Source organism: Flammeovirga sp. EKP202 (assembly GCF_014534745.1).
Lineage (GTDB): Bacteria > Bacteroidota > Bacteroidia > Cytophagales > Flammeovirgaceae > Flammeovirga.
In genome coordinates this window covers 25,127-38,084 of sequence record NZ_JACVVP010000007.1, presented here as the reverse complement: position 1 = coordinate 38,084, position 12,958 = coordinate 25,127, and the positions used below count along the sequence as shown (strand labels likewise).

The 12,958-nt window shown below is 34.3% G+C and carries 14 protein-coding genes; 9 read left to right on the top strand and 5 right to left on the bottom strand.

Annotated features, from left to right (window positions below):
* Nucleotides 1-19: 19 nt before the first annotated feature.
* The 5 genes from IC221_RS05720 (at nt 20) to IC221_RS05700 (ending at nt 5,066) form a co-directional block, all read left to right on the top strand.
* Nucleotides 20-613, top strand: coding sequence for a HupE/UreJ family protein (locus IC221_RS05720; protein WP_188168048.1), 594 nt, complete (start codon nt 20-22; stop codon nt 611-613).
* 5 nt (nt 614-618) lie between these two features.
* Nucleotides 619-1,101 (top strand): hypothetical protein, encoded by a 483-nt coding sequence (locus IC221_RS05715; protein ID WP_188168047.1) that lies wholly within the window; start codon nt 619-621, stop codon nt 1,099-1,101.
* Nucleotides 1,102-1,173: 72 nt separating this feature from the next.
* Nucleotides 1,174-2,778, top strand: a complete 1,605-nt coding sequence (locus IC221_RS05710; RefSeq protein ID WP_188168046.1) for a PAS domain-containing sensor histidine kinase — start codon at nt 1,174-1,176, stop codon at nt 2,776-2,778.
* A gap of 13 nt (nt 2,779-2,791) precedes the next feature.
* Complete coding sequence (locus IC221_RS05705; RefSeq protein WP_188168045.1) at nt 2,792-4,162, top strand: MATE family efflux transporter; 1,371 nt, start codon at nt 2,792-2,794, stop codon at nt 4,160-4,162.
* A complete protein-coding gene (locus IC221_RS05700; RefSeq protein WP_188168044.1) occupies nt 4,155-5,066 on the top strand; it encodes a hypothetical protein in 912 nt (303 codons plus the stop codon). The genes IC221_RS05705 and IC221_RS05700 overlap by 8 nt, the downstream gene beginning before the upstream one ends.
* A gap of 15 nt (nt 5,067-5,081) precedes the next feature.
* Here IC221_RS05700 and IC221_RS05695 read toward each other — a convergent pair whose 3' ends face one another.
* From IC221_RS05695 to IC221_RS05680, 4 genes are all read right to left on the bottom strand, one after another.
* Nucleotides 5,082-6,200 carry an NAD(P)/FAD-dependent oxidoreductase gene (locus IC221_RS05695; protein ID WP_188168043.1) on the bottom strand — a complete coding sequence of 373 codons (1,119 nt, stop codon included), beginning with the start codon at nt 6,198-6,200 and terminating at the stop codon, nt 5,082-5,084.
* A gap of 3 nt (nt 6,201-6,203) precedes the next feature.
* The gene (locus tag IC221_RS05690) at nt 6,204-6,899 is read right to left on the bottom strand and encodes a methyltransferase domain-containing protein (protein WP_223241305.1); all 696 of its coding nucleotides are present in this window, start codon (nt 6,897-6,899) and stop codon (nt 6,204-6,206) included.
* 2 nt (nt 6,900-6,901) lie between these two features.
* The gene (locus tag IC221_RS05685; protein ID WP_188168042.1) at nt 6,902-7,951 is read right to left on the bottom strand and encodes a type III polyketide synthase; all 1,050 of its coding nucleotides are present in this window, start codon (nt 7,949-7,951) and stop codon (nt 6,902-6,904) included.
* Nucleotides 7,952-8,064: 113 nt separating this feature from the next.
* Nucleotides 8,065-8,964, bottom strand: coding sequence for a UbiA family prenyltransferase (locus IC221_RS05680; protein WP_188168041.1), 900 nt, complete (start codon nt 8,962-8,964; stop codon nt 8,065-8,067).
* Between the two features lie 140 nt (nt 8,965-9,104).
* Here IC221_RS05680 and IC221_RS05675 point away from each other — a divergent pair, with 140 nt between their 5' ends.
* The 3 genes from IC221_RS05675 to IC221_RS05665 all read left to right on the top strand — a co-directional run bounded on the left by IC221_RS05675 (nt 9,105) and on the right by IC221_RS05665 (nt 10,673).
* A complete protein-coding gene (locus IC221_RS05675) occupies nt 9,105-9,698 on the top strand; it encodes a YtfJ family protein (protein ID WP_188168040.1) in 594 nt (197 codons plus the stop codon).
* Nucleotides 9,699-9,872: 174 nt separating this feature from the next.
* Nucleotides 9,873-10,418, top strand: coding sequence for a sigma-70 family RNA polymerase sigma factor (locus IC221_RS05670; protein WP_188168039.1), 546 nt, complete (start codon nt 9,873-9,875; stop codon nt 10,416-10,418).
* A gap of 12 nt (nt 10,419-10,430) precedes the next feature.
* Nucleotides 10,431-10,673 carry a hypothetical protein gene (locus tag IC221_RS05665; protein WP_188168038.1) on the top strand — a complete coding sequence of 81 codons (243 nt, stop codon included), beginning with the start codon at nt 10,431-10,433 and terminating at the stop codon, nt 10,671-10,673.
* 160 nt (nt 10,674-10,833) lie between these two features.
* Here IC221_RS05665 and IC221_RS05660 read toward each other — a convergent pair whose 3' ends face one another.
* On the bottom strand, nt 10,834-11,088 hold the full coding sequence (locus IC221_RS05660) for a hypothetical protein (protein WP_169656753.1): 255 nt from the start codon (nt 11,086-11,088) through the stop codon (nt 10,834-10,836).
* A gap of 253 nt (nt 11,089-11,341) precedes the next feature.
* Here IC221_RS05660 and IC221_RS05655 point away from each other — a divergent pair, with 253 nt between their 5' ends.
* A complete protein-coding gene (locus IC221_RS05655) occupies nt 11,342-12,958 on the top strand; it encodes an ABC-F family ATP-binding cassette domain-containing protein (RefSeq protein WP_188168037.1) in 1,617 nt (538 codons plus the stop codon).

The following is a 12,958-nucleotide window of genomic DNA, read 5'->3' as shown; positions in this document are numbered from 1 at the left end:
CTTACAACGAATAAACTTTATGGAATCTTTTGGATTATACCTTCAGCTTGGATTAGAACACATTACAGACGTCAATGGATATGATCATATCTTATTCATTTTGGCTTTAATGGCTTCATTTAATGCTAAATCATTGAAACAGGTACTGATTTTAGTGACAGCATTTACATTAGGACACTCTGTAACATTGGCATTATCTACTTTGGAGATTGTATCAATAGATGCTGATTTAATCGAAACTTTGATTCCTGTAACGATTTTAATTGTCTGTATTTCTAACCTCTTTAATCTTGGACAAACAAAAGGATCTCCTTCTTATCTAAAAGAAAAAAGACCTATTAAAAGATACTTTGTTGAAGCTTCAGTATTTGGTTTGATTCATGGTCTTGGCTTTTCTAACTTTTTAAAATCATTGTTAGGGAATGAAGAACAAATATGGGAACCGCTTTTAGCGTTTAACTTAGGACTTGAAATAGGTCAGATTATCATAGTTTTAATTTGTCTATTGATGAATTCATTGATGCTAAGATTAACTATGTGGCATCAAAGAGATTGGAACTTATTTCTTTCTGGAGGTGCATTTGTTTCAGCGTTAATCATCTTAGTAAATTAAGCACAATGAAAAAGCATAAAGTAAATAATAAAGCCATCGTTTCTTACCCTAAAACACCGGCATTTTTTGCTCTTGGGTTATTTGTCTTTATTCTTATCGCTATCACTTTTGGTACCGTAAGATGGATGAATATCGGAGGTTTTGAATGGTATAAATTACTACTACTACTTTCTACTTCCTTCATCATATTATTCATGTTTGTGAGGATAATGTTTGTCTATAAAACGGTCACTTTTAAAGGAAACATAGTGATTGAGAAATATCCTTTGAGAGTTGGTTCTTCTTTTGAAACGGATTTAACCAAGTATTTACTTTTTTGGGAGGTAAAGCAAAAGACAATAGGAAAGAAGCAATTTGATGTTTTGGTACTTCAAACAAAAATTGGCCAACCTATCGTTATTTCGAATAGAGAAATGACAAATTTCACTGAAGTTGTAAAGTTTATGGATTCAAGGTTTAAAAAATATCATGTTTCTAAAGTGAAATAGGTGATTTGAAGTATTTTATGTAATTTATTACAATATATACTTACATAAAATACTACTTAATCATTTTATTGCTTGAATACTAAGACTAAAATATTCTCTATAGCATCACTGATTTTATTGACAATTTTACTCGTTTTTCCTAATACAAGACTTATTGGTGGAATAGGTCTAAGTTTGGAAACCGTCTTTTTGTTATTATTTATTCTTGATGCTAAAAACTCAAATTCTTCTTATTTACTATTACAGAAGCTTTATGACCATGTTTTTGTATTTGATAAAAACTGGAAACTGACATTTACTAATGACGATAGGGCACTGAAGTCAACCTTAAACAGTGCAATTTATCCTATTACAAATGAGGTCATTCATGATTTAAAGAATGACATTCCTAATCATTATGGTTCCTATGAATATCAATTGGGGAATGAGGCTTATGATTTAAAATGTCTGCCTGTTGATAAAAACGCTTCCTTGATGCTTATCAAAGATATAACTGACCTTAAGCGGAAAGAACAAAAATTATCAAGCTTGAACATTGAATTAAAGGAGCTTCTTCATATCAAAAAAGATGAGTTAAGGTTGAAAAAGGAAAAGTTTAAAACCATTTTTGATAAATCCTCTGATGCTTATTTTTTATTGGATAGCCAATTCAATATTTCTATTTATAATGAAAAAGTCACCAACTTATTTGGTAAGGTGAATGAGATTTCTTTTTACAACTGGCTGAGTAGGCACGCCCCAAGAGAGCAAATGAAGGGAGGTAGATCTATTGCTTTATTTAAGTCCATGCAAAAAAGTTGTGATGCTCAGGGGGAATTACGTTTTGAGTGGCAATTCTTTACATCAAATGGAGAAGAGTTTTCCACTGAAATTAGCTTGACCTTATTACCAATTTCTCAACAGATCGTTTACTTTATGATCATCCGAAATATGATGGATCAGAAGAAAATAGAGACTGAACTAAGAAAAAATTTAGACAGAGAAAAAGAGCTCAATGAGATGCGTTCAAAGTTCATTTCCATGGCTTCGCATGAATTCAAAACGCCTCTAGCTACCATTATGACCAATATGGATATCATTGAGTTGGCACTTAAAAAGAGAGCATTGAACCTTGGAGATCTTAAAATAGAAAAATTCTTCACAAGGATGCGTTCGGAATCTAAAAGGCTCAACTTACTCTTGGATGAGGTATTGCAACTTGGTAAAATTGAAGCAGGGAAAACTCCTTTTGCCCCTCAAAATATTTCGATTGACCAATTTATTGATGAGTATTTGACGGAATTTAATAATAGAACTCATCCGCAACAGGACATTATTCTTCATAAAGAAGTGAAGAGGAATGAAGTGTGGATCGACCCTACACTAATGGGACATATTTTGGATAATTTAGTTTCTAATGCCATTAAATATTCTGATAAAGAAGTTTACCTGCGATTATTTTCATCTGAAGAAGCATTGAGAATTGAAGTTGAAGATCATGGAATTGGCATCCCTCTTTCTGACTTTTCAAACCTATTTGAATCATTTTTTAGAGCAAGTAACACTGAACATGTGCAAGGGACAGGATTAGGCCTTGTTATTGCCAAAGAATTTGTGGAAATGCATGGAGGTGTGATTGTGTGTGAATCAGAAGAGGGGAAGGGGTCAGTTTTTAGGATTGCAATTCCATTTAACTAAACAATTTCAAACAATGAGCAATGATAACCCTGATTTAGGAAAAGAAAATATTAGAAGCCTATTAGTCAAACTTTCGGTACCAGCAGCAACAGGAATGATGGTCATTGTGCTTTATCAAATGGTCGACACCTTTTTTATAGGTCGATGGGTAGGAGCATTAGGTATTGCCGGAATTTCTGTAGTAGCACCTTTAGTGATGTTGATTCAAAGTATTGGTATGGCTATAGGAATGGGTGGAGCGTCCTTGATTGCTAGAGCCTTGGGGGGACATGATCCTAAACGAGCCGTAAAGATTCTTGGAAATCAAACTTTACTTACTCTCGGTTTGACACTTATCGCTATAGTAATTGGCTTTTTATTTGAAGAACGACTCTTACTGTTTTTTGGTGCCAACGGAGAGATCTATTCCTATGCTCAAGAGTACTATGCCATTGTTATATGGGGAATGCCCTTTCTTACATTATCGATTATGAGTAATAATGGCATCCGTTCAGAAGGGAAGGCAAAAAAGGCAATGATGGCCATGATTGTGCCGGGTGTCACCAATATGATTTTAGACCCCATTTTTATAGCAGGGCTTGGCTTGGGAATGAAGGGAGCAGCCATAGCTACCTTGTTTTCATACATTTTTGGTTTCATATATATAGCACATTATTATCTATTTCAAGACACCGTTCTTAAGTTTACGGCGGCCGCTTTTGTGTGGGATGCCGAAATAATTAAAGAGACATTGGCTTTGGGAACAGCGTCATTTGCAAGGCAGGGATCGTCTAGTATTATTGCAATACTTTTAAATCACATTTTGTTTGATTACGGTGGAGAAATTAGTGTGGCAGTGTATGGCATCATTAGTCGATTATTTATGCTAGCAACGTTCCCAATTATAGGTCTTGCACAAGGGTTTCTAACCATTTGTAGTTACAATTATGGCTCAAAGGATTTTAAAAGAGTACGGCAAGTGATTTATGAGTCTATCAAGTATGGTATCATTATCAATACTGTAATCGTTGCTGTAATCTTTTTATTTGATACAGAATTAACTTCCCTTTTTACGAAAAATGATGAACTTATAAAACAAAGTATACCCGCAATTTATGGAGTCATGCTTGCACTGCCTTTGATAGGCATAGGTGTGATTTCGAGTATGTTTGCACAAGCTTTAGGTCGAGCAAAAGATGCATTACTACTGACATTAAATCGACAAGTATTATTCAGAATTCCAATGGTTTTAATATTCTCCTACTTTTGGGGCTTAAAAGGAACATGGGTTTCATTTTTTGTGTCAGATATCTGTTCAATTATAGTTTCGGGGTATTATATGAAAGATAAAATGAGTAGATTAAATAATTATATTCAAAAACACGAACCAAAGAGAAATGAGTAAGCTCAAAGACAAAATTATTCACGAAGTTAAAAAGACCTTTTTAGTAACTTCTTACTTTGCTGTCGGTTTCAATCTGTTAGTACTTTTGGTAGGCTTGATGGTGAAGGAAGTAGAGTTAAAAGTAGGATATTTTGGTGCTGCCACCTTTTCTGCAGCCCTTATCGGTAAAATTGTAGTCATTCTTGAAACGGTTGGAATCGATCTAAAACTAGGTCGGACAAAACTTTTGAATGTAGTCATAATGAAATCACTACTTTACACTGTTGTCATTTTTATGGCCATTGTGCTTGAAGATATTATCAAAGGAATGGTTTCGGATGATCTTACTTTCAGAGAAGCGCTGCACCATCTTATTGCTTCTTTTAATTCCAATTTTTTCCTAGCCAGATGGATTTATATGTTTGTTCTTTTTGGGTTATACCATTTTATATTTGAGGTAGACAAATTTATGGGTACTACTGAGCTTTTTGATATGGTATTTTCAAGGTTTTACAAACCCAAGCAAAAAGAATATGTTGCCTTGTATGTAAGATGGAATTATGGTGTATCTGAAATTAATGGTCAGTTAAAAGCACTTCAAGATTATACACATCAAGTCAATCAGATTTTACCAAAATACCAAGGTACAATTGCTTCTTATGATTTAGATGGCATGTTATGTCTTTGGGAAAATACCAAGGAATATAATTTTTATGATCAAGGAGTATCCTTCTTCCGTCAATTATTACAACTTCCTCATAACTTTAAGATTCAAAATATAAGAGGAGGTATCACAAAAGGACCTCTAGTAGAAGCAGAGATTGGAGGTTTCTTAAAAAAGGATATCTTAAGAACAGGTGAAATCATTGAAGAAGTAAAAAAGGTTTCAATGCAAGAGACAGGAGTTCCTTTGAAGGAGATTTAATAGGAGGTTAAAGTATTAGAATGTTGCTCCATGTGTTGCTTCTATTATTTTTTGAGTGGTTTTGTTTGAGCCTTTCAATAGCTGTAAAATGATGTTGGTGATAAAGTTTTTACCAAACGATTGCTGAAGGAGTCTTCCGGCTTTAAGTCTCGTTTTAAAATGATGCTTCCATTGTCTAGCATACTCATCATTCATTTCACTCCATATCAATTCATCGTTTAAATATTGATGGAGGAGTGGAGCGATGATCACACTCGCATGTATGGACATACTCATACCGTTGCCACATAAAGGGGCGATTAGACCTGAGGCATCTCCGATCATAGGAATGTTTTTTTCTATAATATCTTTTTTTGAAAAATCAATTTGAGCAATACTTAAAGGTTTTTTCCAAAGACGAGTATATTGAAGGTATTTCTTGAGAAAAGGGTTTTTCTGAAGTACGTTTTTCTCTAAGTTCTCAATATTTCCTTCTCTATAAAATACTTTACCACTCACCATGTAACACATGCATAAAATATCATTTTCTACTTTTGAGAGACCACAATATCCACCTTCAAAATTATGAAGCTCAATTTTATGGGCATCAAAATCGCCTTTAAGATGGTATTTTACTGCTACAAAATGATTTAATCTCGATTTGCTATTGTCAATATAAGACCTGTTGAGTCTATGGTCAAGGTTTGATCTTTTACCGAAAGCACCTACTACACTTCGAGCAATGTAAGTCTCTTTTTGCGTAGTGATTTCCCAGTATTGATAAATTTCCAGGATAGACTGAGCTGTAGTTTTTGTTAAAACGGTGACTCCTTTTTGAAGAGCAATTTTATATAAAGAATCATCTAATAGATGGCGGCTAATACCAATTCCTCCAGAGGTCAAATCACTTTCTAAATATTCTCCGTTGGGAGCACTGACTAAAAGGTCTGTAATTTTAGGCAACTGTAATGCGTTGTCGTCAATGCCAATTCTTCTCAAAAAGTCCCATGATTCGGCCGCGACATATTCTCCACAAACCCGATGAAAAGGATATTCTTTCTTTTCTAAAAGTAAAACATTCCAACCAAGGTCAGCCATTTGGATGCTTAGTGAAAGACCTCCTAAACCACCTCCAATTATACATACATCATACATCACTTAAAAAATTAAAAGCCAACGAAAAGCCCATTTCCAATACAATTTGTAATTTGTGATTTGGGCATTATCCATAATATTTTGAATGTCTTTTTTGGAGAAACTTCGAGCGACAGAAAGGCAAGCATCATTTTTCACCAAATAAGATTTAGAGAAGGCTTTAGTTAGCCATTTTATACTATAATAAGCTAAAAAGTGGCGGTGTAGATCATTCATTATACACCCTTTTGTAGCATATTTTTTGATTTTGAAAAACAATTCTGATAAATCTTCTGAAGGTAAATGATGACAAAAAAGGCTGCAGATGATCAAATCAAAAGAGTTTCCCTCAGACAAATACTCTCTGTAATCAGATTGTACAAAATGAATGGGTAGTGCTTTACAGTTATCTGAAGCATATTGAATACAATCTTCTTTTAGATCAACACCCACCAATTCTAGTTGATAATCCGATTTGAAATGCTGATAAATGGCTTTTAAAGTATCTCCACCACCACTGCCAATATCTAATATTCTTACTTTTTGTCCTTTGGAGGTGTTTTGAAGGATTTTTTTGATACCTTCAAATACAACTTGATACCCTCCTAAATAAGTATTGATAAAATGTAGTTCTTTGAGGTTTTGATATAAATCAGGTGTAGGAATTTGTGGTTGATCTAATAGTTCCAATTCTCTGGAACGTGTTTCTAAGTTAATCATGTCTACAGCTTATTTAAAGTCATGGCTTCCATGGTTAATCCAGGGCCAAATCCAGCAGAAAAAACGGGACCCTTAGACTCATTTTTTGACATGAGCAGCAATACAAAAAGGATCGTTACTGAAGACATATTACCATGTTTCGCTAATACATCATAGGACGCTTGAACTTCCTCTTTAGGGATCTCCAACACGTTGCTGATTGCTTTTAAAATTCGAACACCTCCGGGATGAAATGCCCATTGTAGTTCTTGAGAGCCTAAGCCGGTTTGTGCGACTACATCTGAAAGCATATTGGCAATTTCACTTTCTATCAACTTTGGGATGTAATTACTCAACCGCATTTGAAAGCCAGTCTTACTTAACTTCCAAGCCATATCCTGTTCACCACTCAGGAGAAGTTTAGAGAAAAAGCTGCCGATTTCATAGATAGATGGAATCGTATCGTCATTTGACATATATACAGCAGCAGCCCCATCAGCAAACAAAGTATTGGCGAGAATGTTATCATCGTCTTTTTCATTTTGAAAATGAATAGAACATAATTCTACATCAACGATCAATACTTTTGCATTGGGGTTACTTTTACAGATTTGATCACCAATTCTTAAAGCATGAAAAGCGGCATAACAGCCCATAAAGTTGACGGTAGTTCTGATGAGATTTGAAGGTAGCTCTAATTCTTTCATCAAAGCAATTTCAAGTCCTGGTGCAGATAACCCAGTGCACGAAACGGTAACGATATGTGTAATTTCTTGAAGTTGACTTTCAGTAATACATTTCTTCACTGCTTCTACACCTAGCTTTAATGCAGCCTGATCAAAAAGTAACATTCTACTTTCAATATCAGGAACGGTTCCTTCTAGAAAATAATCATAAAGGTTGTTGATAACGGAATGCCTTGTATTAATACCACTATTTTTAGAAACCAAAGCCATTAATTTCTTCTCTCTATGTTCCTCTTCAGATAAAGTAGATTGCATAAATTCCAAAATGTCTTTTTGGTCGTATTTGTTTTCTGGTACTGCAGTAGCGATTTGATGGATATAGGTCATTTTAATACTTTAAGAGTGTTAAGAGAAGGTGATTTTTATTGAGTGAAAAAAATAATGTTTTGTTTATGCTGATCTCAGTTAGAGTTCAATCAATAACTGTTGATCATTTATAGTTAAAACCAAGAAAAATCGAGATGGTTTTGAAATGCGAAAAATATATAACATAAATTCATACAAATTGCAGATATGTTGTTCATTCGCATTAAGTTATGAAAACTAGCTTCTTTTTCATTTTTAAAGGTTTTAAACATCCATATTTGAAACCAAATTAAAAGAGGAAGCAAGAAAAAGATATAAGTTATAAAAGAACCTTGTTGTAGTATTTCAAAATAATAGAATAACAGTCCTCCGGCAATTCCGAAAAGAGCCATCCCAAAATAAAAGGTACCCTTTATACCAAGCATCATACTTATACTTTGATCTCCACTCTCCGCATCTTGTTTATGTTGATAGATCTGCGACATAGGGTATGCACCGCCAATCATAAAGGATGTGGCTAAAGCAGCATAAATTAAATCGGATTGGAAAAATGAACTTTCAGAAGTAGTAATTCCTTCATTCACCATCCAAAATGTAACAAAACCTTGAAAGATGAACACTGTTAAGAATCCTGGAATAGGATATTTTTTGAGTCGAATACCTTTATAACTATAAGCTCTAGACATCAGGATATAGGCGACCATAAGCACTGTAAAAGCGGAGTTCAGGAAGAAAAGTGAAATATTGACTGCAAGAAAATCCATGGTTAGAGTACACCAGAAAAGCAGATTGCTGGGCAGGGGAGGTTTCTCAATACCTCCTATACTCTCCGTATCTCTATCCATATAGCTGTTATAACCGTTACTTGCTGGATAAACCAAAAGGTGTAATATTAAAAAAACGATGAGAGCATTTACCCAATCAATTTCTTCCGTTTGGCTTAGTGCAAAAAAGTAAACAGGCATTAAGTAAATTGAAAAAGGGATTCTGAGAAGAATAATGGTGTTTTTAATTGTTTGTTGGTCAAATTTCATAATAATTTGTGTTCTTTAAACACTCAGATAACGAGTGTTTTAAGGATGTACTGACTTTTGTATAAGTTAAAACATATAAGTACAATAAAAAACAATTCTGCATTTTGATTGTTTGTTTAGCATCGGTTTATTTTTTTAAAATGAAAAAACTTACATTTATAGTCCTTTTTTTACTGGCAAATACTCTTCTCGCTCAGGAAAAAGAAAGCCAACATTTTTTGCAGAGGGGAGATACTATTTTTCCAATAGAATTAAGGGACCTAAAAAATAAACCTTACATCACTCCCGGAATTGGAGAGAAGGTCTTGTTGATCTTTTATCCTGACCCTGATAATCCTCATCAAAATGATGAGTTTGTGACCGAGAGTAAACAATGGAAATTTCCGCTGGATGAATTTTTGGCTTATGGAATTGTAAACTTAAAAGATACCCCTTTGCCGAACCCTATTATACGGTTTATGCTGAGGATGTTACGTAAAAGATCTAAAAGAGAAGCAAACGCATTGGTGTTGACCGACCCGAAAGGCACTTTACAAAAAGAGTGGAATACTGGAGATTGTAATAATGCTATTACGATTTTGTTAGTAGATAAAACTGGTGAAGTATTGTTTTTCAAAGCAGGTCAACTTACAAAAGAAGAAACTGATTTTGTAATCAAAGAAATTTGCGATCATCTAACAACATGTCATAAAATGACACCCGAAGAAATGAAGGAGTTTGAGTTGGACGATTGATCATTACTACTTTATAAAATAGAAAGCTATATATAAAATGATAACTAAAAAGAAATTTTGTATTAAAAGAAAAAAAGAAAGTGCAATATTAGAACTGAAACTATTTAGAGTATTTTCTGAATTTCACTAATATGTTTGTTTCAGAACTGCTCTCGTAACTTAAACCACTTTTTTATGGATACTGTTGACAACGTATCTGAATGGGTAAATGACTATTCAGATGAATTGTTTGCTTGGGCTCTAAAGAGAACACAAAATGTGCATCTGTCAGAAGATTTAGTACAAGATACATTTGTGGCGGCCTATCAATCTGTAGAACGTTACAAAGGGGAAAGCTCTCCAAAAACGTGGCTTCATTCTATTTTGAAACATAAAATGATGGACCACTTTAGAAAAGAAAAGGTAAAAGAGAAATATGAGAATCAGTCTGCTTTTTTTCAAAAAAATGAATCTTGGGATAAGCACAACAATCCAACACTTTGGTCTACAATGGATGTAACATTGTTGGATAACCCTGGTTTTAATGAAGCATTTGCTTCATGTTTGGAAAAATTACCTCAAAAATGGAAGACTGCTGTAGTAGGTAAATACCTCACAGACAAAAAAGCGGATGATATCTGTAAGGAACTTTCGATTACCACGTCAAACTATTGGCAGATCGTTCACCGCGCAAAGTTAAATTTAAGAAATTGTATAGAACTGAATTGGTTCCAAGATTAACCCTTTAGAATTATGTTAATATCTTGTAAAAAAGCTACTGAATTTATTGAAAAGAAAGATATCTTCGGCCTCACAAAAAAAGAGCAGTTTCAGCTTGACCTTCACGTATTTTTATGTGCAAAATGTAGAAAGTACCAACGTTTATCAGAAGAACTGGACCATACCTTAAGGCATTTTTTTATGAACAAAAGTGATGAAGAATTGACGCTTTCGGAAGAGAAAAAAGAAAAAATAAAGGATGCTCTAAAAAAATAATTATTTTTTTTGTAAGGTTCTTTCTTGTTGTACGACTAATGAATAGAAATTTAAAATGGAAATAATTAATTGGAAAAATAAGAGATACCTAATTATCAATCAAAAATAGGCTACACTTTTATAAAGGTAGCCTTATTTTTTTATTCTAAAATTTATGTTCTTAGCTCTTGTCTTCTTTTGCCAGAAGGTAAGCACCTGCGTGCAGCATTTCGTAAATCACATAATAATACCCTCCAAGTGGATGGTCCTCATCATATTTATCAGCTTCGTTTAGCATTTCAAAAGCAGCCTCAATTACTCTTTCTCTATATTTTCCTGAGATATATTCTTTAGCAATTTTAGCAGCAGCTTCATGCTCTGATTCCTTTGATAGGTCTTTGTACTTTTTCAGAAGTACGGCGATTTGATCATTCATGGTGCAAAGGTAGAGTTATTGGAGAGAGAATTCAAGGTAAGCCTCAACAGAATAAAGATATTTTAATCTAGGAAATCCAAAAATGAAATAAAAATAGTTAAAAATTAACTTCGTAAATTAAAATATCTGAGTTTATATCCGCTTTTATTCAACAATTTGCACCTCATTCAGAAGTATTTATACCATCTCTTTGTACTACTTAAAACATTCCTATACTTTTGCACCATAATTTAGAAATACTCATAACAATATAATGATTACAGTTTCAAACTTAGGAGTACAATTTGGTAAGCGTGTGCTCTTCCAAGACGTAAATCTTAAATTCACAGAAGGTAACTGCTACGGCATCATCGGAGCAAATGGTGCAGGTAAATCCACTTTCATGAAAACACTTTATGGTGCACAAGATCCTACAAGAGGTAGTGTATCTATTGGTAAAGGTGAAAGACTTTCTGTATTAAAGCAGGATCACCACGAATTCGATGAGTGTACTGTTCTTGATACTGTAATGATGGGTCATGATGAATTATGGGCGATCAAAAAAGAGCAGGAAGAACTTTATGCTAAAGAGGACTTCAACGAGAAAGATGGTATCCGTATATCAGAATTGACTGAGCGTTTCGAGGATTTGGATGGATGGAATGCTGAGTCGGATGCAGCCAACTTATTGAGTGGTTTGTTTATTCCTGAGGACTTGCATTACTCTATGATGTCAGATTTAAGTGGTAAGCAAAAAGTACGTGTACTATTGGCACAAGCTTTATTTGGTAAACCAGATAACTTATTACTTGATGAGCCTACCAACGACTTGGACCAAGAGACAATCTCATGGTTAGAGGACTACTTGGCCAACTTTGATAGAACGGTATTGGTAATTTCCCATGACCGTCACTTCTTAGATTCGATTTGTACGCAGATTGTGGATATTGACTTCCAAAAGATTTCATTGTTCTCGGGTAACTACTCTTTCTGGTACCAATCATCTCAGTTAGCATCGCGTCAGCAAGCACAACAAAACAAGAAAGCGGAAGAGAAAATCAAGGAATTGAAAGAATTCATTGCTCGTTTCTCTGCCAATGCTGCCAAATCAAAGCAAACAACTTCTCGTAAGAAGATGTTGGAGAAATTGAACGTTGAAGAAATTCAGCCTTCATCAAGAAAATACCCTGGTATTATCTTCACTCCAGAAAGACAAGCAGGTAACAACATTTTAGAAGTAGAAGGTTTATCGAAATCAATCAACGGTGAAACGATCTTCAAAAATGTTGAATTCAATATGCAGAAAGATGATAAAATCGTTTTCATCTCTAGAGACCCTAGAGCGATGACGGCTTTATTTGAAATCTTAAATGAAAATGACACTGATTTCGAAGGTGAATTCAAGTGGGGTGTAACAATCACAACGGCTTACTTACCATTGGAACACGGAGAGTTCTTCGAAAACGACTTAAACTTAGTGGATTGGTTAGGTCAATATTCTCATGATACTTCAGAGGCATTTATCAGAGGTTACTTAGGTAAAATGTTATTCTCAGGTGAGGAGATCTTCAAGCAGTCTTCAGTACTTTCAGGTGGTGAAAAAATGCGTTGTATGATGTCTAAAATGATGTTGTCTGATGCCAACTGTTTGATCTTAGATTCACCAACCAACCACTTGGACTTGGAATCGATTCAAGCATTGAACAACTCATTGATGAAGTTCCCTGGAAATATCTTAATGTCATCACATGACCATGAGGTAATCCATACAGTTTGTAATAGAGTAATTGAATTAACGCCAAACGGTATCATCGACAGACACATGCCGTATGACGAGTACATCAACTCTGAGCAAATCAAAGAATTAAGAGAGAAATTATATGCGAAGTAG